The sequence below is a fragment of the Serratia sp. HNCC26DJ244 genome (assembly GCF_057180565.1).
The window spans coordinates 13020-35608 of the sequence record NZ_JBXUGO010000014.1 but is presented as its reverse complement, the minus strand read 5'-3'; the positions used below and the strand labels follow the sequence as shown (position 1 = coordinate 35608).

Annotated in this window: 17 protein-coding genes, 1 tRNA gene and 2 CRISPR repeat arrays; of the genes, 16 read left to right on the top strand and 2 right to left on the bottom strand. The window is 49.5% G+C overall.

Features of this window, described 5'->3' with window-relative positions; translation table 11 throughout:
• Window positions 1-505 precede the first annotated feature (505 nt).
• Window positions 506-1867: a CRISPR direct-repeat array (repeat unit 36 nt; unit sequence GTCTTAATCCCTTTAAAAGCAGGGCACCATTATTAC).
• Between the two features lie 567 nt (window positions 1868-2434).
• From cmr1 to csm6, 9 genes are all read left to right on the top strand, one after another.
• A complete protein-coding gene (gene cmr1, locus AC2A06_RS12465) occupies window positions 2435-3568 on the top strand; it encodes a type III-B CRISPR module RAMP protein Cmr1 (protein WP_484380489.1) in 1134 nt (377 codons plus the stop codon).
• A complete protein-coding gene (gene cas10 / locus AC2A06_RS12460; protein ID WP_484380488.1) occupies window positions 3565-5484 on the top strand; it encodes a type III-B CRISPR-associated protein Cas10/Cmr2 in 1920 nt (639 codons plus the stop codon). The genes cmr1 and cas10 overlap by 4 nt, the downstream gene beginning before the upstream one ends.
• Window positions 5481-6617: a type III-B CRISPR module-associated Cmr3 family protein gene (locus tag AC2A06_RS12455; protein ID WP_484380487.1), complete on the top strand. Its 1137-nt coding sequence runs from the start codon at window positions 5481-5483 to the stop codon at window positions 6615-6617. Before cas10 ends, AC2A06_RS12455 begins: the two co-directional genes overlap by 4 nt.
• Window positions 6614-7495: a type III-B CRISPR module RAMP protein Cmr4 gene (gene cmr4, locus AC2A06_RS12450; RefSeq protein ID WP_484380486.1), complete on the top strand. Its 882-nt coding sequence runs from the start codon at window positions 6614-6616 to the stop codon at window positions 7493-7495. Before AC2A06_RS12455 ends, cmr4 begins: the two co-directional genes overlap by 4 nt.
• Window positions 7496-7497: 2 nt before the next feature.
• The gene (cmr5, locus tag AC2A06_RS12445; protein WP_484380485.1) at window positions 7498-7893 is read left to right on the top strand and encodes a type III-B CRISPR module-associated protein Cmr5; all 396 of its coding nucleotides are present in this window, start codon (window positions 7498-7500) and stop codon (window positions 7891-7893) included.
• Window positions 7886-9037, top strand: a complete 1152-nt coding sequence (cmr6, locus tag AC2A06_RS12440; RefSeq protein WP_484380484.1) for a type III-B CRISPR module RAMP protein Cmr6 — start codon at window positions 7886-7888, stop codon at window positions 9035-9037. Before cmr5 ends, cmr6 begins: the two co-directional genes overlap by 8 nt.
• Complete coding sequence (cas6, locus tag AC2A06_RS12435; RefSeq protein WP_484380483.1) at window positions 9034-9957, top strand: CRISPR system precrRNA processing endoribonuclease RAMP protein Cas6; 924 nt, start codon at window positions 9034-9036, stop codon at window positions 9955-9957. The genes cmr6 and cas6 overlap by 4 nt, the downstream gene beginning before the upstream one ends.
• 78 nt (window positions 9958-10035) lie before the next feature.
• Window positions 10036-11277, top strand: a complete 1242-nt coding sequence (locus AC2A06_RS12430) for a Card1-like endonuclease domain-containing protein (protein ID WP_484380482.1) — start codon at window positions 10036-10038, stop codon at window positions 11275-11277.
• Window positions 11278-11338: 61 nt separating this feature from the next.
• Window positions 11339-12625 (top strand): CRISPR-associated ring nuclease Csm6, encoded by a 1287-nt coding sequence (gene csm6, locus AC2A06_RS12425; protein WP_484380481.1) that lies wholly within the window; start codon window positions 11339-11341, stop codon window positions 12623-12625.
• 282 nt (window positions 12626-12907) lie between these two features.
• Window positions 12908-13917: direct repeats of the CRISPR family, unit length 36 nt; unit sequence GTAATAACGGTTCCCTGATTTGAAAGGGATTAAGAC.
• 367 nt (window positions 13918-14284) lie between these two features.
• On the opposite strand, the gene AC2A06_RS12420 is transcribed toward csm6, so the two are convergent.
• A tRNA-Asn gene (locus AC2A06_RS12420) sits at window positions 14285-14360 on the bottom strand.
• A gap of 155 nt (window positions 14361-14515) precedes the next feature.
• A complete protein-coding gene (gene dpiA / locus AC2A06_RS12415) occupies window positions 14516-15211 on the bottom strand; it encodes a two-component response regulator DpiA (protein ID WP_473195452.1) in 696 nt (231 codons plus the stop codon).
• Window positions 15212-15647: 436 nt separating this feature from the next.
• Here dpiA and citC point away from each other — a divergent pair, with 436 nt between their 5' ends.
• From citC to AC2A06_RS12380, 7 genes are read left to right on the top strand one after another with little or no spacing between them, the layout of a single operon-like run.
• Window positions 15648-16706 (top strand): [citrate (pro-3S)-lyase] ligase, encoded by a 1059-nt coding sequence (citC, locus tag AC2A06_RS12410; RefSeq protein WP_484380480.1) that lies wholly within the window; start codon window positions 15648-15650, stop codon window positions 16704-16706.
• Window positions 16707-16717: 11 nt separating this feature from the next.
• Complete coding sequence (gene citD, locus AC2A06_RS12405) at window positions 16718-17026, top strand: citrate lyase acyl carrier protein (protein ID WP_484380479.1); 309 nt, start codon at window positions 16718-16720, stop codon at window positions 17024-17026.
• Window positions 17010-17930: a citrate (pro-3S)-lyase subunit beta gene (gene citE, locus AC2A06_RS12400; RefSeq protein WP_023492526.1), complete on the top strand. Its 921-nt coding sequence runs from the start codon at window positions 17010-17012 to the stop codon at window positions 17928-17930. Before citD ends, citE begins: the two co-directional genes overlap by 17 nt.
• Window positions 17927-19432 (top strand): citrate lyase subunit alpha, encoded by a 1506-nt coding sequence (gene citF, locus AC2A06_RS12395; protein WP_484380478.1) that lies wholly within the window; start codon window positions 17927-17929, stop codon window positions 19430-19432. Before citE ends, citF begins: the two co-directional genes overlap by 4 nt.
• Window positions 19433-19436: 4 nt before the next feature.
• Entirely contained in the window at window positions 19437-19982 is a 546-nt protein-coding gene (citX, locus tag AC2A06_RS12390) for a citrate lyase holo-[acyl-carrier protein] synthase (RefSeq protein ID WP_484380477.1), read from the top strand.
• Complete coding sequence (citG, locus tag AC2A06_RS12385; RefSeq protein WP_484380476.1) at window positions 19963-20892, top strand: triphosphoribosyl-dephospho-CoA synthase CitG; 930 nt, start codon at window positions 19963-19965, stop codon at window positions 20890-20892. Before citX ends, citG begins: the two co-directional genes overlap by 20 nt.
• Window positions 20893-20922: 30 nt before the next feature.
• Window positions 20923-22386 (top strand): anion permease, encoded by a 1464-nt coding sequence (locus AC2A06_RS12380; protein ID WP_484380475.1) that lies wholly within the window; start codon window positions 20923-20925, stop codon window positions 22384-22386.
• Window positions 22387-22589: the final 203 nt, after the last annotated feature.

Genomic DNA, 22589 nt, shown 5'->3' with positions numbered 1-22589 from the left:
AATAGGTGGAGTAATAATAACTCTTAAAGTCACACTAAGAATTTAATGGCAGGATATTACCCTGCGAGATGAGCCTCTGCTGCAATAAACAGAGGCTAAAACTTTTCAGTTGGAAAATAAAGTTAATTACCTATAAGGCTGCTTTAAATTCGATAAGAGTGTTCATGATAATGTCTTTACCCTTATTCCCCCTTCTGTTCCCTTTTGGTCATTATGCCGAAGGTAATGACGAGTTCAGCCGGATTATTCGGTGCTCACGATGTTGCATTTCGTTTCAATTCTGATTCAACAGTAATTTCTGCTGGTTGGTGTTTGTGACGGAAGGAAGGGATTGAAGACTGTCATTCCATTTAAATTGAATAAAAATGAGAGTTGAGATCAGTGGTTAATGTTCAATCCGACATTACATAATATGAACTACTACGCAAGTTCTACAGTTTCAATCCCTTTAAAGGCAGGTGCCGTTATTACACTATTTCTGCATTATATGCAGCTGCGGGGTCAAGTCTTAATCCCTTTAAAAGCAGGGCACCATTATTACTCACCTACGACGACGATACAATGGTTATTTCAGTCTTAATCCCTTTAAAAGCAGGGCACCATTATTACACGAGGCGCTTGAGAAGTACGGGTTTGATACAGCGTCTTAATCCCTTTAAAAGCAGGGCACCATTATTACTTTACGCAGAAGAGAATGGCTACGATCCTGATGTGTCTTAATCCCTTTAAAAGAAGGGCACCATTATTACATGATTTCGCAATCATAACGGCGGTGTAAAATGGGTCTTAATCCCTTTAAAAGCAGGGCACCATTATTACATGTTCAGCGGGATGAAGACGCAAAGTTTCAATAGTCTTAATCCCTTTAAAAGCAGGGCACCATTATTACGGAAGCGCGTTGTTGACCATGATGTGACCTTTGAGTCTTAATCCCTTTAAAAGCAGGGCACCATTATTACAGAAAAAAGCACGTAAAGCAGTAGCCGAAGTTAAGTCTTAATCCCTTTAAAAGCAGGGCACCATTATTACATATAGAAAATTTTTACATAACTTCAATATTCTGTCTTAATCCCTTTAAAAGCAGGGCACCATTATTACAACCCACCGTCTGAAAATATCGAACTTGAAACAACGTCTTAATCCCTTTAAAAGCAGGGCACCATTATTACAAATGAGCTACAAAGTAGTTTGGAAGCCACTACCGTCTTAATCCCTTTAAAAGCAGGGCACCATTATTACTTATATACCTTTATGCAGAAAACACGGTGTTTACAGTCTTAATCCCTTTAAAAGCAGGGCACCATTATTACGCTATTGCTCGCTCAATCCGAGACAAAGACGAAAGTCTTAATCCCTTTAAAAGCAGGGCACCATTATTACCAAAAGAGAAATTTAAAACCGTCACAAATTTATGGTCTTAATCCCTTTAAAAGCAGGGCGCCATTATTACGCTGATGGCGCAGGAACGCTGCCCGTGAATATAGTCTCAATCCCTTTAAAAGCAGGGCACCATTATTACATAATATAGATTTTGTATTTATAGATGAAGCTGAGTCTTAATCCCTTTAAAAGCAGGGCACCATTATTACATTGTCGCCAAGGAATTAAATAACCCGCTGGAAGTCTTAATCCCTTTAAAAGCAGGGCACCATTATTACCGAGGCATTACGCAGAGCTGGCATATTCTTTATGTCTTAATCCCTTTAAAAGCAGGGCACCATTATTACCATTAAATGGATGAGGTAATGGCAAAACTTGAAGAGTCTTAATCCCTTTAAAAGCAGGGCACCATTATTACATAAGATGCAGGAAAACAGGGGATGGTTATCTGGTCTTAATCCCTTTAAAAGCAGGGCACCATTATTACCTTCGCGAGCTGCCCTTAACCGCCGTGGACCACGAATATCATAACAAGCCAGATAATGACGCATTGTCTACCTTTAAGTTGCCTGCTTGGGGTGGTTAAAGTGTAGTTAATAAATGGCTATTTTCTAGGCGAGATGTTCAAGGTCGGTATGATACTAATGACCTAGGGCCTGTGGCACTCGGATTATTAACCCAATTGTTAAAGAGCGTAATCAGCGTCTGACAATGTTCATTGCCAATGGTTGCGAGTAAAACCGTTACCATCCTACACCGTTTTCAAGCAAGGCAAGTGCCATGCTACAGACTATTTATGCTGCCTTGTTATCTGTGGCAACACCTACAAAAACCTCGGTTCTGCCATTGGCAAAATAAGGGTGAAAAAGCTGACTCTGTAAGATTTTGCTGCATAAGCAAAAGTTCAATTGACCATTCAGTTAAAAAATACTAATAATTCTTCTATTGATCCAGCATATAATTTGCTGCGGATATGACTTTGAGGCCACTGGTGGTGTGTTGACCTTGACGATGGTCATACCTGAGCAAGCCAGCATAACAAGGAGGTGAATCTGTGATCCACAAACTGGAAGCGACGTTTATTCTTTCTGCTCCTCTGATTATGTCCAGTCATTCTCCTTTAGAAACGGGGGAGTTATTGAGATTGCCCTCAATTAAGGGATCCTTGCGTTTTTGGTGGCGCGCCTTACAGTGGCCTACCGTGCGCAGCGAACATGATAGTGAGAAGAATGCGCTAAGGGATTTACACCTACAGGAAGCCAAACTGTTTGGTTCTACCGCAGGTGGGAGTGGCACACAGTCACTGATCCTGCTGAGATTTAAAGGCAAACCGTTATTGGATCGGCGAACGAACCTACCACACAGCCAAGGAGAGAAGTATTTACGCGGTCAAGGACTGAGTGAGCGTATTGGATTGTCAATGTCATCTTCATTTTGTTTGTCGCTGCTATGGCGAGAAGATATGCTCACTAAAAAGCAACAAGATAGTCTGATCTTGGCGATACAAGCACTTGGCTTGCTTGGAAGCATCGGGGCAGGGGCACGTAAAGGGTTTGGTTCTTTGTCATTACAAACGCTCTATCTTGATGATAACCCATTGTCCGTTCCGGGTAATCGGATTGAACTGAAAAAATGGTTCGCTGAACTGCCTCGTGGTCTCTGTACTGACTGGCCCCCATTTACCGCTTTTAGTCCCCATAGCCGCTGTTGGATGCTTAACAAACTCTCTGCTACAGACCTGCTTAACCAATACGGTGAGAAGATGCGTTGTTATCGCGGGACAAAAAACACCGGTAATAATAAGCAAAAACCGGGGCTAGGATTATTCGAAAATGATATTCGCAATCTGCGAAAATTGTTTGAAAACGAACCTATAGAACAAGCACCAAGCCGCGCTATATTTGGCTTGCCGCATAATGTTCAATTTCTTCATCACGGTACGGTAAAGGTCAATGTTGAGCCGTGCTCTAAAGAGCGAAGAGCTTCGCCTTTACTGGCTCATGTGCACTGTTTTCCAAACGGTGATCAGGTGATGCTGGCGACACTGCTACCGGCGCAATTCCTGCCCGATGGAGAGCAACTTAAAATCTCAGCAGACAAAAAGTCGCAACAACTGGCTTTCCAACCGCCCTGGTCAGTGATCGAAGATTTCATTATCTACTGTGGTGGTGAGGAACTGACAGTATGAGCCAACACCATTTTCACTTTACCCTCGGCCCAGTACAAACCTTTGTGGCCCAAGCACGCACAACCCGCGACTTTTGGGCAGGGTCATTTTTGCTGAGTTGGCTCTCCTCTGTCGCTATTCAGGCGGTTCAAGTCCAAAAGGGGGAGATTCTCTTTCCTCAACCGCAGGTCGGCTATATGGACTGGCTCATCGGCAAGGGGGTGGGCGATCCACCCAGACAAGGTAGTATTCCCAACCGTTTTAAAGCAAAAGTTGATAGTGATGTCTTTGATCCAGCTCTGGTCTGTAGCAGTGTGCAACAGGCTTGGCAGGCACTTGCAGAGTGGGTCTGGCAAGGGGATTTTGTCCCGCTTGAAGCAAAATTAGGGCCAGAACAATTCGCCCTGACTCGCGCGATTTGGCAACGCCAAATCAGTGGTTTTTGGGAACTTAACTGGGTGCTGAGTGATGATGACGGTGCCAGTAATCTGCTGGATCGTCGCAAGAATTGGCGCAGCCACCTGCCGCCACAAGAGCCGGGGGTAAAATGCATGCTGATGGAGGGCTGGCAGGAGTTATCCGGCATCGCTACACCACATCGGGAGGGGTTGAACCTGTTTTGGGAGAAGTTACGCAGTGGTCCTAGTGGTAGACTGCAAATAGACCTCCGAGAAGGGGAGGTCTTATGCTCGCTGGCGTTTATCAAACGTCGTTTCCCGCGTTACTTCGCCCAATTACAACACCCTATGCCAGGGGGATGGACACTGCACGGTTGGCCTATGACCAACGGTGTGCCGAGCTTGGCCCATATTGCAGCAGCCCGCTGGTTAGAAAAATTGGTCACCCAAGCCGAACAACGCGGAGAGCGGCCTAGATTGGAGCAATTGCTCCGTCAAGTTGAGGCGGCAGCTAACGAACGTGATTCAGCTTTGCCACAGACGCGGAAACACGCCGAGCAACACAGGCTTACCCAGGTAGCAGAACTGGATGGCTCGTTGTGGTTTGCCAGCCAACTGGCGCAGCAGCGGGATGAAGGCATGCCCATCACCCAGGAGCACTGGGCAGATGAAGCGCTCATAACGCTCACTCACTTGCAAAAGGTTCCTCAGATTGGTGTTCCGCACCCCTATTATGCGGTACTGATGATGGATGGTGACAATTTAGGTCAACAAATGAGCGTGCCTGACAAACAGCAAGGGATTAGTCAGGCGCTTGAAAAGTTTACGCAGCAAGTGCCGGTTATTGTCGAAAAACACAATGGTTTTTTGGTGTATGCAGGGGGAGATGATGTGCTCGCTTTGCTCGGTGTCAGCGATGCGCTCGTCTGTGCTGCTGAACTGCAGCAGTGTTATACCCACTGCTTTAAGCAAGATGACAACATTATCAGCACACTTTCTGGTGCGATCAATATCGGCCACATCAAATGGCCGATGCGCGCATTACTGTCAACCGTCCACCAACTGCTCGACGACGTCGCCAAAGAGAAAGCCGGGCGTGATGCCCTAGCGATACAGGTGTGGAAGCACGATAAACCGCATCTGTGCTGGAGCCAGCCCTGGAAGGTGGTTCTTCAGGATAACCTGCTGCAGCAATTACAGGATGGTTTTTCGCAAGGGATCACTAGCCATGGTTTTCTGTTCAAACTACAGCAATTGATCAATCAACTTCAACTGGATAAGCCCCACAAATTTGAGGGCAGCATATTAACGAACTTGCTGCGAGCAGAATACCTGCAAAGCCAGGGGCGAGAACCTCAAGAGGCGCTACCCGCCGAAGCGTGGTTTGAAGCGTTGATCACACTATCAACCCCACACACGCGTAATGTGAACGGTGTTCTGGCAGGTGAGAATACGCTTACCCCCGATGCCGCTTTGCTGTTGCGGTTTTTGAAGCAGGCCAACGCCGCGACAGCCACTCCTCAGGAGAAACAGGCATGATGACGCTCGCCTTTTATCCACTAGATACCTGGTTCTTTCGCGATTCCCGTCCGATGGAAAGCCTTGGTGGCACCGCATTGGGTAGCCAGTTCCCCCCTTCTGCTGCCACCGTGATGGGGGCGTTGCGCACCCGTATCGCTGAACTGTTGGGGGTTGATTGGCAAAATAGCGCTACGCTGCCTGCATGGTGGGGGGATGCAGACCAGTGGGGGGAACTCTCGCTAGAAGGTCCATGGTTGCGAAAAGATGACGAAGATTATCTGCCAGCACCCGCTCATCTGTTGCAGAGTAAAGAAGGTGCTGCATCCTGTTTGTTGCTGCAACCGGGCAATGTCGTACATTGTGATCTTGGCCGGGTACGTATTCCTGCCTTGCCTACTGACAGCCCTATTGCGGTGAAAGCCCTTGGCGACCACTGGTTACCCCGCCAGACCTTGAGTGATGTGCTGGCTCAACAGTTGCCCGATGCCAGCAAGCTGTGTTCATTGAGCACTTTTCGGCACGATGAAAGTCGCTTTGGGATTGCGATTGACGGGCGCTCAGGCACGGTGAGTGACGGGCAGCTTTATCAGACGCGTCATGTGCGCCCTAGTGATGATGTGGCTGTGGTGGTGACGTTGCATGGCCTGCCTGAGGAACAGGAGCAGGCATTGCGCAGTAATCTGGACTGCGCACCATTGATGCGCCTAGGGGGAGAAGGCCGAATGGCAGAAGTTAAAGTCGTCGCAGATCCCCCCGCGCTTGTGCAACCTAAGGCTGTACCTGAAGGGGCTAAAGCATTGGCTGTGACCTTGGCTCCCTTAACCCTTGCACCCGGGGTGTGGCCGTTGCCTGGATTTCTTAAACAGCAACATCAGGGGCAGGATCGCTGGCACGGTGAGCTATGTGGTACCCCTTTCACCTTGATTAGTATGGCCGCCTCCAAGGTACACCGTTTGGGTGGCTGGGATCTTAAGCGTCACCAGCCAAGAGCGGTTCAAAATCTGTTACCAGCCGGTACGGTACTTTTCTTTGATGAAGGATATTTTCCCCCTCTGGCTTCGCCGTTGATTGTGTCCTTGGCCGGTCAGAACATCCCGCTGGCCTTTGGGTGGTGGCCGGATAATCAAGCTTTTGCAAGGAGTGAACGATGAATCTGTCTCTGCTTCTCGGGCTGCACGCCCAGACCTGGATCCACGCTGGCAGCGGCGAAAAGGACGGCGTGGTCGATATGCCCATTCAGCGGGAATCCCACACCAGTTGGCCAGTGATTTTCGGTTCGTCCCTAAAGGGTGCGTTGCGCAGCCAGCTAACCCGCCAGCCATCAGGCGGGTTGCAACTGACTACCTTGTTTGGCCCGGAGTCACTTCACGCTGGCGTCAGCAATGAGCAAATCTACGCGGGTGCCTTGCTGGTGTCGGATGCTCGCTTGCTTTGGCTACCTGTGCGCTCATTAACCTCGCACACACGGTATGTCACTTGCCCGGCACTGCTACGCCGCTTGCTGGCCGATCTGCGTCGCGCTGGTCAACCCTCAGACTTAATAGTGCCTAAGGTTGAGGTACAGCAAGCATTATTGGCGGTTCAAAAAACACCCCGCCTGTATCTGGAAGAGTACGCATTTAACGCCAGGGAAGCGCCTGAACTTGACAAATGGTGCGAACTGCTAGCCCAATTTACTGACATTGGGAAAGAGCAGGTCATAGAGCAAATTACCCTGATTGCTGACGATCACTTTACTCACATGTGCCAGGCCGCGATCCCTCTGCATCCGCATATTGCTATCGAGTATGAAACCAAGAGTGTGCGCGACGGCGCGCTGTGGTATGAAGAGGCGCTGCCGCCTGAAACGTTGTTTTATACTCTGCTGATGCTGACCGATGCGCGTGATAGTAGCCAGCTCAAGGCTGACGTGCTTAAAAAACAGTTGGAACAGGCTTTGTTGGGTGATGCACCCTACTTGCAGGTGGGGGGCAACGAAAGCACCGGGATGGGTTGGTTGCATTTGGTCCAGTTCAAGGTAGAGGCATAGCCATGGAACAACTGATTTCTCAACAACGGGCTGCTTTTGCGCTAGAGCAGATAGAAACAGCCTTACGCAATAAACCCGATAAGCAAAGCCAAATTCGCACCATCGCCAATAGCATTCCCGCGCAGATTCAGCGCACCGGGTTGGGGCAAACCCTGGCCTTTGCGCTGAGTAAAAAAGAAAAAGAAGTGGCCTGGGGCTTTTTCTATAACTTGTTGCAAGAGTGGTTATGCCAAAAGCAGCAGATTTATGCTGGTGAAGAATTGATGAAAAGCCTGTGCGTGGGGGAGATGCACCAGTACCAGCAAGCCCAGGCAGAAGCGCTGGCACTGCTTGTGTGGGTACGTAAGTTTGCCCGTGCCATGCTGAAAAGCAAACAAGAGGAGGAGCAGAATGGCTGATTATCTACAGCGCCTGCCCCTCTACCAGAGTGAACAGCACCGGCAATATATCGAGTTAACAACGGCCAACAAGGGGTTGCTGTTTGAACGCTGGTTTGGCAGATACGATCAAGACTGGAACGTTGATAAAAAGCAACAACCCCACCCGCTGGCTTTATTTAGCGGCACTTGCGGTCATCAACCTACCCTAGAATTCGCCCGTGATCGTCAATTGAACCTGATTGCGGCTTTGGGTGGCCAGGCAATAAGCTGTGATCTCTACTGGCATATGGTGACTGGCATGGGTGAAGCTCACCCATTGGAAAATGGTTTCCGTTGGCATCACAACTTGGCCGTGCCCTATCTGCCAGCTTCTTCCATTAAGGGGATGCTGCGTGCCTGGTTGACCTGTTGGCAAAAGGAGGTTTTCTCACCGGAGATGATCCTTACCCTGTTCGGTAACGAGCGTGAACATAATGAGTCCCAGCAAATTGGCTCGTTGATCTTTTTCGATGCTCTGCCTCTTAAGCCCACCACACTCGCACTGGATGTGATGACACCTCATATGGGCGGCTGGTATGAAAAAGGCGCTTCAGAAGCGGGTAACGCAGATACCGTGCCTGCCGACTGGCAAAGCCCAAGTCCCATCAGCTTTTTAGTGGTTAAACAGGCCAGTTTTCTTTTTACGCTGGCAGCGCGGGATGAAACAGGAAAAACACAATTACCCCAGGTGATGGAGCAGCTTGCCGAGGCTTTGGCGATATTAGGTATTGGCGCCAAAACTGCGGTTGGTTATGGCTTGATGAGCAAAAAACCAGAGAGTGCGCGTGACAGTGGTGAGCACTTGCTGAATACGCTAAAAGAGGAACGACACAAGGATCAACAAAAGCGAGAGAAAAAACTGGCTCGTGACATGATGTCCCCTAATGAGCGCAGTGTGGCCGAGTTATCCGAGAAACTGTTAGCCCGAGATGACAGAAAACATAAGGAGGGATTCAACAACGCCATTACCGATTTGGTCAACCTTGCTATCAGCAGTGGCTGGTCGGTGCACGAACGCCTGGCCCTGACAGCCTTAATCATCTCCGATAGTGTTTGGCTGCATATCAGCAAAACAGGGAAAGCCTCTGAGCGCAGAGCTCTTTTGGCTAGGCTAAAGGCATGACTATGTCTGTTGAGAGTCTGCTAAACCTTTGCCGCCGTATTGAGGTTTTGTCACTGGAGTGCCGGGTGGAAATGGCCGGGCCGGGGGCTTTTGATGATCGGGCTGGGAGTTTGATCCACGGTAGCCTGGGATGGGCGATGAAAGCGGCATCTCCCACGTTATGGCAAATCGCTTACGGTCCTTTAGAACAGGGAGCGGTGCGGCCACTCTCAATTCATCTGCCTCGATTACCTTGTACCTGGCAGCAAGGTGAATACGTCACCTTTGGTATTACCCTGTTTGCTGACTTGGCGCGGGATCTTCAGGGGGTCTTGCTTGCTTTGGGTGAGATGGGTCGCCGGGGGCTGGGTCCGCAGCGTATAGCGTTCGAACTGCGTGAACTGACGCAACGCACACCGTTAGGACGGCGCTTGTTGTGGGCTCAATCTGCCCAAGCGTTGCCGCTGATGCCGATGGCAGGTTGCCTGCCAGAAGCCATTCTTTCTGCCGCTGCATTATCAGGGGAACAGCAACCCGCACTAGTGCAACTGCGCGCACTCACTCGGCTACATATTAAAGATGCCGGGCAGGCTGTGGTACGTGCCCCTTCGGCTCTCTTGCTTGGCCGCACGGTGTGTCGCCGCTTGCTAGCGTTAGTAGGATCGCATAGTGAACAGGAGCGTCTGTCAGTGCAGCACTACCTTACGGGGTTGGATAAAATCAGTGTGTGCTGGGATCACACGCACACCTCGCCGCTCAACCGTTATTCTGCCCAGCAGCAGCAGCGCCATAGCATGGAAGGGCTTATTGGCCAATGGGCTTATCAAGGGGATATAGGTCGCTTGTTGCCTTGGTTGGCTATGGGGGAGTGGATCCAGGTGGGCAACAAGACCAGTTTTGGATATGGCAGCATTGAGTGGCAATTGGCTTGTACTGGTTGAGCCCCACCAATTGGTCGCAGCGGTTATTCCCCAAATTGGTTGCATAATGGCATCACACTAAACAGCGAGGATATTGTTATGCAAACCATTCACATTAATTTAGTTTCCGACCAATTACAGCCCAACCTGATCGCCACCTTTGCCGATCCGCATTGTGTTGGTGTAGTGCTGATATTAGGGGATAAAGAGAAAGCCATCTATGCCGAGCGGCTTGAGCAGATTTATCGGAGCAGACAATTGACAGTGACCCGGTGTGAAGGAGAAAGCAGCTTTCAGTTGGGTAAATTGCAGCAGCAGGCGCAAGAGTGCATCGAGCGTCTGGATTGTGAACACAGCGATAAACAGTGGGTACTCAATGCTACTGGTGGTACCAAGCCGATGATGCTGGCCTTTGTTGATGTGTTCAAGAACTTCAACGCTAAGTGTGGTCCTCATCGGAAGCAGGCGGCGATCCTCTATACCGATACGCAACACCACTCCATTGATTTGTTTGACCCGGTACCAAGTTTTGAGCTGCTCTGGCGTCCAGTGCTCACCTTGGAAGAGCTGCTGGCGGTCAAGGGGTTTTCCATTACCAGCCAGACTAACGATCAGAATGATCAGCCTGTCCAGGTAAGGGCTGCGTTGACCCATTATCTTTCAGGACAATTTCATGGCGTATGCAAAGACTTTCTTAGCACGTTACAGGGTACTGCTATTCGTCCCATTAAAGAGAAGAAAGATGATAAAGGCTTGATTGCCAAGTTGCATAAACAGCCCAAAGGAGATCATGCTCAGCTATGTAAACGTTTGCAGGCAGAGGGGCTACTAACGTGGGATGGCGTACAAACGCTGCATTTTACCAGTAGGGAGAGTTGCCGGTATCTGGCGGGTGGCTGGCTGGAGGAACTGACATACCTTGCTGCGCGGACATTGCCTTTTGAACAGGTGGCGATGGGGGTTACCGGCGAGTGGCAAGGCCAAAAGGTCAATCGCGGTGGCCAACAAGGCAATAATAATGAGTTTGATGTCTTGGTGAGCAATAATAACCAACTGGTTGTTATTGAGTGCAAAGCTAAAAATTGGGAAAAAAGAGGAAAGGAAAAGAAGGAGAAAAAAAGTGAGGAGATCTCTCCACAACTTGAAGTGCTCAAACTGGAAAGCCTAAGCCGAAAATTAGGTGGCTACTATGGTCAACGGCTGCTGGTGAGTGCCAAACAATTAACCCCTGCCATGCAGATACGGGCGCAGGATAACCAGATTACCGTTTGCGAAAATGCCACTGAGCAATCAATTACCCAGGTTTTGCAAGATCTATACCGCAAGATGCATAAACAATAGCGACTGATAGATAGCAACTTGAAACATTAAACCACTCTACCTCGTATTGAGAGAACTCGCGATGGAACATCTCTTATTGGCGGTCGCAGGTATGACACCACAAATCATTACCGAAACCTTGTACGGCATCTACCGCCAGGACCTGGCTAGGTTACCTTGCCGTATCGTGGTGATCACTACCCGTGATGGTCGCCAACGGTTGGCAGATAATCTGTTGGGAGAAGATAGTCCGCTACAGCGTTTGCAACAGGACTATCACTTGCCAGCGATCACGTTCACGTATGACGACATATTGGTTCCTTTAGGGGATGAGAGTGAGCCTATTGACGATGTAAGAAATGAACGTGAGCAGGAAATCATCACTGATTTTATCACCAATCAAGTGCGTCAGTTGACTGCCGATCCGACATTGGCAATTCATGCCTCACTGGCTGGGGGGCGTAAAACCATGGGTTTTGCACTGGGGTATGCCATGAGCTTGTTTGGTAGACAGCAAGACTGCTTAAGTCATGTTCTGGTTAGCGCGCCCTATGAGTTAGTGCCAGATTTCTATTACCCGACACCACGACCTGTCTGGCGTTCGGATATTGCTAAAAGAGGTCAACATGATCTGAGTCAGGCGGAGGTTACACTTGCTACCATCCCACTGGTACTGATGCGTGAAGAGATGCCGGTCAGTCTGATCACCCAGCAAACGCTGAGCTATACCCAAACAGTAGAGCGTATTAATAAAGCGAATGCACTCACCGCATCTACGGCTAGTGTTACCCTTGATTTCGATAATATGAGTCTATGGTGTGATGGCGAAGAGGTTCGGTTAGAACCTGCTTGTTTTGCCTTTTATAGTTGGTTGGCGCAAGACAGTAAAGAGAACCCAGACGAAGGAGTGGATGCTCCTCGATTGGGGATGAGTGAGAAAGAACTTAATCAGCGTCTAGAAAATTATTTTCGTTCAGCAATACATCCAGATAATCCATTTGATTGCTCATTATCATTGGAGGAGAAACTTGAACAGGTCAATGATGTAGTGAGCCGTGTTGTAGAGAATGATGAGAATGAATTGAGTAAACGTAGAAATCGTTGGTTATTACGATCTGATAAAACAACATATTTTTTGTGTGATCAGGACAGTAATCGTAACCTCGATAATTTGATAAAAAGTCATAAGAATCTATGGGATCGACTGCTGTCAGAGACGAACAGAACACTGAGCGATGCTTTTGGGGAACGACTTGCTGGCTATTACCAAATAGTGACAGTCAATACGAGCAAAGAGGCCAACCTGCGAGCGCCTTATGATTATAAGGGGATAAAACTGTTGGCGAACCATATCAATGTTATCCCGTAACGTTCTTAAAAAGAGTCGTGATAGTATGGTAATAGGCTTATTACCTTGATTTTTCTGCTCTTTAAAAATATAGTTCTGTGACCTGATTAGTAATGGGATGCATCTTATCTATTTGATTTATTAGTGTGAGTAGATATTAATAGTTAAAATGGCTACTTTGGGGGTGCTTTATGGTTTTATACTCTATGAATGGTTTTTTTTAGTGATAAATCGGTGTGATCTGCTGGATGAAATAAGGGGCTTTCAGAGTGCTTGTGCCACAAGGCCTCCAGTGTTAAGTCGGTAATAACGGTTCCCTGATTTAAAAGGGATTAAGACATATTCTCCAGGTTTTGGTTTACAAGCTCAAAGTGGTAATAACGGTTCCCTGATTTAAAAGGGATTAAGACGAATTCTGGTTTTCTTGGTATGTTTCAATGTAGGTAATAACGGTTCCCTGATTTAAAAGGGATTAAGACCTATGACCAGATCTGAAGCGGTGTAACTCAGCTGTAATAACGGTTCCCTGATTTAAAAGGGATTGAGACTTACCTGGCTTAACTAGATCAGCTTCCACTTTTGTAATAACGGTTCCCTGATTTGAAAGGGATTAAGACCCAAAAAACGATATATTTTCCCCAGCGTCATTCGGTAATAACGGTTCCCTGATTTGAAAGGGATTAAGACTGTCGCCCAGGCTGGTGTTAAACATGGCGTTGAATGTAATAACGGTTCCCTGATTTGAAAGGGATTAAGACATACAAAGGTCATATCCAGATCCCCTCTTCGGAGTAATAACGGTTCCCTGATTTGAAAGGGATTAAGACTAACACACAACACTATTTTTACTATTGAAATAATGTAATAACGGCTCCCTGATTTGAAAGGGATTAAGACTGGAATATAGGTATAACGTTCACTTCGTGATTCGTAATAACGGTTCCCTGATTTGAAAGGGATTAAGATAGATATGTCATGCCATCAGCCGGATCAACTTTGGTAATAACGGTTCCCTGCTTTTAAAGGGATTAAGACCCATAAGATTCATATATTGCGCGGATTTCTTGCGTAATAACGGTTCCCTGATTTAAAAGGGATTAAGACATTTTAAAAAACATGGGTTGTCCTCTGGACTGTTACGTAATAACGGTTCCCTGATTTAAAAGGGATTAAGACGAAACTCAGCGTAAGCCATGTTATCAGCGTTCCGTAATAACGGTTCCCTGATTTGAAAGGGATTAAGACGTGATTAATGCTGCCATTCTGATCTGCTTACGGTAATAACGGTTCCCTGATTTAAAAGGTAACCGAACGGTGAACTCGCGTTGCGTCACCCATTCCTATTCGAGTCAGCTGCATGGGCCGATCAGTGCAGGCTACCAGAAAACGAAGAATGGAAAAGTTGATCGGGTGCTTGGTACAGTCACGGTGCCATTAACCGGATGGGGGATTGTGCTACACCCAGATGATATGAATGAAGCATCTTCCAGAGATGAGTTTAATAGATGGGTTGCAGCAAATATCGCTTAGCGTACTAAGGTTAGCTTTGGTCCAACTTAGGCAATAATTCAAGATTGTACGCCATCCAGAACCGCCATAGCGGCACTTAAGATATCGATATTCTTCACCAAACCTAAATGCAAAAACCCCGCTTAGTTACCTAAGCGAGGTTTCTTAAATTGGCTCCTCTGACTGGACTCGAACCAGTGACATACGGATTAACAGTCCGCCGTTCTACCGACTGAACTACAGAGGAATCGTGTGAACGGCAAGAATCATAACGGGGTGCCGCAAGGAAGTCAAAGGAGGATTATGCATTCTGTGATTGTTTGCTTAAAGAATGCGCAACCCATTGAAGTTTTAACAGATTTAGCCTGTTAAATCCCACTTTGAAATCCATTGATAACCGGATCAGAGTGGCTCGCTGCTGTCCGCAGAGCGATAAATACGCTGTGGTCTGCCCACCTTGCCGTAAATAATTTCTGCGACCAATTGATGACTGGCGGTGAAAAATTCCAGGTAACGACGGGCAGTGGTGCGGCTCAGGCCGATTTGCTGCGCTACGCTCTCTGCGGTATGGCGCGCTTGTGGATCGTCAAATAAGGTGCGTATTTTCATTAAGGTCAGTCTATCAATACCGGTGGGTAAGGAGATTTGTTCACCACCGCGTGCATAGGTATTAAACATCTCGTCAATACGGCGTTGGTTGAGCCGTGCTTTGTCTTTTAGCGCCTCGCGCAGTTGGCTAAAGCGCTGTAGGGTTTGGGCTAACCGATCATAGGCCAGTGGTTTGATCAGATAGTCAAAAACGCCATGGCGCAGTGCTTCTGCCACGGTATCCATATCACTGGCGGCAGTAATAAACACAATCCCCCCCTCGAAGCCTTGCAGCGTTAATTCACGCAGCAATTCAATCCCTTGACCATCAGGCAAAAAGTTATCCAGCAGGATCATGTCAGGTTTGAAACGTTCGGTCATCATGCGTGCTTGCGCCAGTGTGCCCGCCAGCCAGATCTGTCGGCAGCCCCCATGTTGCTTGATAAACTCCGCATGCATTTCTGCCAGTGGGGTTTCATCTTCTACGATCAGAATGTTAAGCCATTCCATTTTCACTTCCTACAGCTTGAATTATTTAACGGATACTGATTAAACGCGATTTAATTAAACACTACCGGCACAGTAAAAACAATAAAAATAATTAAGTAAATAAAAACCATTAAACAATTTTTATACACTAAAGGGTTTGTGAAATAGGTCAATAATTAAGGCCATTTTTATGTTTAACATAGCCCTATTAGCTCTTTTTTAAATTATTACCATTATGCTTGCACACTATATCAGCAGCGGAGGTTTATCTCGCGACTGGGCAGGATAGGGCAGATGGGACTTGTTAGCTTGCTACCTAATGCGCTTTGATTTTTAAAGTAATAACGCTTTGTAAATCAATGCATTGTTTTAAATTAGTGATTTAATTTGTTTGCTATTGGTTAACATTCTTATTGTATTTTAATTGTTATTTTCAGGTTATTTTAGAGAGACCAGTATGTTAGGTGATACCCTATTTAATCGAGTGAAAAGATCAGATCACAAAAATATAACGGCGATTAATGCTTTCTTACGCAGTAACGATCTGAATATTGACACCACGGTGGAGGTTTTTATTACCGTGACACAAGGTGAACAATTAGTTGCCTGCGGGGGTATTGCCGAAAATATTATCAAATGTGTTGCCATCAGCCCGCAGATGCGGGGTGAAGGGTTGGCACTGTCACTGGCAACCGAGTTGGTTAATCTGGCCTATGAGCGCCATCACACCCAGTTGTTTATCTATACCAAAGTGCAAAATGAGGCGTTATTTCGCCAATGCGGCTTTTACCCAATAGCCAATGTGCCAGGCATTGTGGTGTTGATGGAAAATAGTCCGTGCCGCCTGAAACGTTATGCCACACAACTGGCCAAGTTGCGCCAGCCGGGGGATACCATCGGCAGTATCGTGATGAATGCCAATCCTTTTACCCGTGGTCACCAATATTTGATAAGGGAAGCCGCAGCCCGTTGTGACTGGCTCCACCTGTTTCTGGTAAAGGAGAATACCTCTCGCTTCCCCTATGAAGATCGCCGAGACCTGGTATTGAAAGGCACCGAGGGGATTGAAAACCTGACGGTGCATGAAGGCTCACAGTACGTTATCTCTCGGGCCACCTTTCCTTGTTATTTCATCAAAGAACAAGGGGTTGCCGATGATTGTTACACCGAAATCGATCTAAAAATATTCCGCCAGTATCTGGCCCCAGCGTTAGGGATTACCCACCGCTTTGTTGGCAATGAGCCATTTTGTGCCGTGACGGCGAAATACAACCGCGATATGCGCTACTGGTTAGAAACCCCCACCTTGCCGAGCCCAGCTATCGAGCTGCTAGAGATCGAACGCCTGCAATATCAAGGTACCGCGATCTCCGCTTCCTGGGTGCGCAAGCTACTGGCAGCGGGGGACTTTCACGCCGCTGCGCCATTGGTGCCAAAAGATACCTTGTACTACTTGCAGGATCTGCAGACACAGCGGCGCTCAACGGTAACAGAACAAAAAATTGAATCTGCTTAATCAGGTGAAGAATGAAAATAATCCGAGAGGCCATGGCCGGTACGTTGGAATCCAGTGATGTGATGGTTCGCATCGCGCCAGCAGAAGGCCCCGCACATGACTTGCTGATTGCCAGCAGTGTGGAAAAACAGTTTGGTGACGCCATCCGCCGCACCTTGTTGAAAGTGTTGCAGCAATACAACGTGCCGCCAGTCCAGGTCATGGTTGATGACAAAGGTGCGCTGGATTGTGTGCTGCGTGCGCGGTTGGAAACGGCATTAATGCGCGCCAGTGACACCGCCAGCCTGCCATGGGGGGATCGCCATGAAAACTCTGAATAAACACCGTATGCGCCGAAGCATGCTGTTTGTGCCAGGTGCCAATGCGGCGATGGTCAGTAACGCATTTATCTATCAGGCGGATGCCCTGATGTTCGACCTTGAGGACTCGGTGATCCTGCGTGAGAAAGATGCAGCACGTCGCCTGGTCTATCACGCACTACAACACCCGCTGTATCAGGAAGTGGAAACCATTGTGCGGGTTAACGCGCTGGATTCTGCCTATGGTGTGGCTGATTTACAGGCGGTGGTGCGTGCTGGGGTGGATATCGTCCGTTTACCCAAAACCGACACGGCACAAGACGTTGTGGATATGGAGCATGAAATTGCTGCCATTGAACGTGCCTGCGGTCGCCCCGTGGGCAGTACCGGTTTGCTGGCGGCAGTAGAGTCAGCCCAAGGTATCACCAATGCGGTGGCTATTGCTCATGCATCCCCACGGCTGGTGGGCATGGCTCTGGGGGCAGAAGATTATGTGCGCAATTTGCGGACCGAACGCTCGCCGGAAGGGGTAGAACTGCTATTTGCCCGTTGTTCCTTGCTACAAGCCGCCCGTGCCGCAGGTATTCAAGCCTTTGATACCGTCTATTCCGATGCCAATAACGAAGCGGGCTTCCTGCAAGAAGCGGCATTGATCAAACAGTTGGGTTTTGACGGCAAATCGCTAATTAACCCACGCCAAATTGAATTGCTGCACAACCTGTATGCCCCCACCGCTAAGGAAGTCGACCATGCCCAACGGGTGGTGGATGCGGCCGAAGCGGCAGAAAAAGAGGGGCGTGGGGTGGTTTCGCTCAATGGCAAGATGGTGGACAGCCCAGTCATCGAACGAGCCCGTCTGGTATTGCAACGTGCGGCACTTTCCGGTGTACGCGAAGAAGTGAACCGCAGCGAGGAAGCATCATGAAACGCCAACAACGCCTATCAACTCTGGATAATCTCGCGGGCATGAAGCTTTATCAGGACGTCTCCAAGGCCAACCAACAGGCGCGGAAACCTCGGGGTATCAAACGTTGTGACTCGCTGGAAGAGGCTATTCGCCGCAGCGGTTTGCAAGATGGTATGACCATCTCGTTCCACCATGCATTCCGTGGTGGTGATTTAACACTCAATCAAGTGATGGAAGTGATAGCTGCCATGGGCTTTCGCAATCTGACACTGGCACCCAGCTCGTTAACCGATTGCCATGCTCCCTTGGTTGAACATATCCGCAATGGGGTGGTAAGCCGTATTTACACCTCTGGCCTGCGTGGGCCGCTAGCTGATGCTATTTCACATGGTTTATTGAAACAGCCGGTGCAGATCCATTCCCACGGTGGCCGTGTTGATCTGATTGAGTCTGGCGAATTACAGATTGATGTTGCCTTCCTGGGGGTACCTAGCTGCGATGAGTTCGGCAATGCCAACGGCTATACCGGCGAGGCCTGCTGTGGCTCGTTGGGTTATGCCAAGGTGGATGCCGCTGTGGCACGTAATGTGGTGCTGTTGACTGAGGCTATCGTGCCTTATCCACATCATCCTGCCAGCCTGGCACAAGATCAGGTGGACTTGATCGTTCAAGTGGCCCAAGTGGGGGATGCTGACAAAATCGGTGCCGATGCCACACGCATGACCTCGAACCCGCGTGAATTACTGATTGCGCGCCGTGCGGCGGAGGTGATTGTCGGCTCAGGTTACTTCACGGATGGTTTCTCTTTGCAGACCGGAACTGGCGGCGCTTCTCTGGCGGTAACCCGTTTCCTGGAAGATAAGATGCGCCTGCGCGGGGTGCGTGCTGGTTTTGCTTTGGGGGGCATCACCTCCACCATGGTCGAGCTGCATGAGAAAGGGCTGATCCATAAATTACTCGATGTGCAAAGTTTTGATCGTGCGGCGGCAACCTCATTGGCGCGTAACCCTAATCATATCGAGATCAGCGCCAACCAATATGCCAACTTCAGCTCTAAAGGGGCTTCGGTTGATCGTCTGGATGTGGTGGTGCTGAGCGCGCTGGAAATTGACACCAGCTTCAACGTCAACGTCTTGACCGGTTCAGATGGCATGATCCGTGGCGCTTCGGGTGGTCACTGCGACACCGCAGCCGCGGCACGGTTGGCGATTATTGTCGCCCCGTTGGTGCGAGGGCGTATTCCAACCTTGGTGGAGCAAGTCACTACCTGTGTAACACCGGGCTCCAGCATTGACATTTTGGTTACCGATCATGGTATTGCGGTTAACCCGGCACGCCCTGAGTTGGCGCAACGTCTACGTGAGGCGGGGTTGGAGGTGGTCACCATCCAATGGTTGCGGGAACGCGCCCTGATATTGACCGGTGAACCGCAGCCGATTGCCTTTACCGATAAGGTGGTGGCGGTGGTGCGCTATCGTGACGGGTCGGTCATCGATGTTGTGTATCAGGTCGCAGAGTAACCCCATGTTGCACATTGCCCCCGAATTGGCCACCAGCCACGCCATTGAGTTGCCGGAACTGCTTTCCAGCCGTGAATGCCGGCAGGCTCGGCAACAGGCGTGGTTGGCGCGCCACCAAAGCACGCTGTTGGTCTTGACGCTGGTGGTGCCCGGGGCAGTGAAAGACAGCCCAATGACGCGGCAGGTTTTCAACCTGGGGTGGCAGGCTTTACAGCACAGGTTTCAGCAACTGGCTTGGCGCAGTCTACAGCAGCAAACATGGGCATTATCAACCGGGTGTGAAGGTTATCTGGCGTTGCAGGCTGATGCCTATGCAGTGAAGAAAGCCACCATTGAGCTGGAACAGCAGCAACCGGTTGGCCGCTTGTGGGATATCGATGTACTGACACCACAAGGGCAAATTTTGTCACGTTCTGATCTAGGGCTGCCAGAACGCCACTGTTTGCTGTGTGATCAGCCAGCCAAAATCTGTGCCCGCCAACGTATCCATAGCACTGAACAACTGCTGAATGAAATGCAAAGGAGGCTCAATGTTGCTCTCGCAATCTGAACGCTCGCCAGCACTGAACCTCTCTTCCACCAGCCAGCACTTTGCCGACAATGCCTTTCAGGCATTACTGGTGGAGGTGAATTTAACCCCGAAACCCGGTTTGGTGGATCGCCGCAATAATGGTGCCCATCGTGATATGAACCTTGGCCATTTCTACCGCAGTTCTCGGGCTATTGCCCGGTGGTTACCTCATTTTATTCGCCAGGGCGAGGCGGATGCAGGTTTGCCAGTGGAACAGCAGTTGGCACGTATTCGCCCACTGGGCCTGGCTTGTGAAGCACAGATGTACCGGGCCACCGGGGGCGTTAATACCCATAAAGGCAGCGTATTTTCTTTGGGGTTGCTGTGCAGCGCGTTTGGCCGTTTGCAACAGCAACAGCGGCAGATTGATAGCGCCAGCCTGTGCCAGTTGGTGGCTCAGATCTGTCGTGGTTTGGTTAACCGCGAGTTGTTACATAACAACACTGGGCAAACGGCGGGCCAGCGCTTGTTCGCCGAGTTTGGCTTGAGTGGGGCGCGCGGTGAAGCTGAATCGGGCTTCCAACAGGTGATCAACGGGGCGTTGCCACAGTATCAACAAAAAATGGCTGAGGGGTGCAGTGAACAGATTGCGCTGCTCGATAGCCTGCTATGGCTGATGGCCTTTAACGATGACACCAACGTCGCTTCTCGGGGCGGCATCGCTGGGTTGCGTTGGTTACAACAGCATGCGCAGCAACTATTGGACCAAGGTGGGGCCGGGGCACCGCAGGGTATTGCTCGCCTGCGCCAGTTTGATGCCGCTTGCATTGCACGCAACCTTAGCCCCGGTGGCAGCGCCGACTTATTGATCGTGACTTGGTTACTGGCACAACTGCCACAGCCACTACAACCACCACCACAGCCATCTAGTGATACCCAATTGGATTGAGAAAAATAACAAAGCTTCAGGAGAGTGTGTATGTCGGAAACCAAAGAGAAAATATGGAAAGCACTGGCCCCGTTAGTGGTGCTTGCGGTGCTTCTACTGATACCCGCGCCGGAGGGGATGCCGCCACAAGCCTGGCGTTATTTCGCCATCTTTGTGGCGATGATTGTCGGTATGATCCTGGAGCCCATCCCAGCAACGGCAATCAGCTTTATTGCGGTGACGGTCAGCGTGCTGAGTTCCAACTGGGTGCTGTTCGGGGCGGAAGAACTGGCTAACCCGGGTTTTAAGGCCGGTAAAGAGGCACTGAAGTGGGGGCTGGCTGGGTTCTCCAGCACCACCGTTTGGCTGGTGTTTGGCGCTTTTATCTTTGCCTTGGGCTATGAAGCCACCGGGTTGGGGCGGCGCATTGCCCTGTTCCTGGTAAAATTTATGGGTAAACGCACCCTGACGTTGGGTTACGCCGTGGTGATTATCGATATCCTGCTGGCACCTTTTACCCCATCGAACACCGCGCGTACCGGGGGAACGGTATTCCCGGTGGTGAAAAACCTGCCACCGTTGTTCGACTCTTTCCCTAATGATCCCTCTTCACGCCGTATTGGCGGCTACCTGATGTGGATGATGGTGGTTGGCACCAGTATCAGTTCCTCAATGTTTATCACCGGTGCGGCACCGAACGTTTTAGGTATTGAGTTCGTGAGCAAAATTGCCGGGGTAAATATCAGTTGGATGCAATGGTTCTTGGCTTTCCTGCCAGTGGGGCTGTTGTTGCTGATCATTGCGCCGTTGATTTCCTACTACTTGTATAAGCCAGAAGTGACTCACAGTAATGAAGTGGCCAGTTGGGCGGACACGGCACTGGGGGAGATGGGCAAACTGACGGGTAAAGAGTATACCCTGATTGGTCTGGTACTTCTTAGCCTGAGTCTGTGGGTATTTGGTGGTCATTTGGTTGACGCCACAGCCGTGTGTTTGCTGGCGGTTTCACTGATGCTGGCACTGAGAGTGGTGAGTTGGCAGGCGATTACCCAATACTCCAGTGCCTGGAATACCTTGGTTAACCTGGCAACGCTGGTGGTGATGGCCAGTGGCCTGACGCGCTCCGGTTTTATTGACTGGTTCGCGGCCACCATGAGTACCCACTTGGACGGTTTCTCACCAAAAATGACGGTGATTATGCTGGTGCTGGTGTTCTATTATGCGCACTACCTGTTTGCCAGCCTTTCTGCCCACACTGCAACCATGCTGCCAGTGATCTTGGCGGTGGGTAAAGGGTTGCCAGGGGTGCCGATGGAGCATCTGTCCATCCTGCTGGTGCTGTCTATCGGTATCATGGGGGTCTTGACGCCTTATGCCACCGGCCCGGGGGTGATCATTTACGGCTGTGGCTATGTGAAATCGAAAGATTATTGGCGGCTAGGGGGCATCCTTGGCGTGGTCTATATCTCGGCATTACTGTTAATTGGCTGGCCAATTCTCAGCCTGTGGTATTGATTGAATCAGCAGCCATCCACCGATGGCTGCTGTTCCCCCTCACCGTGATACCTCTCACATACTTTCCTCTCTAATGCCCCCATGATAGCCAGTGAACATTAACCCTTTAAAAGTAATCATATACTCGTCATCCTTCAAGCTGCTTGGGTGTTAGCTGCACTCTGTCACCCCAGTCACATAGTCAACTATGCTCCTGGGGATTC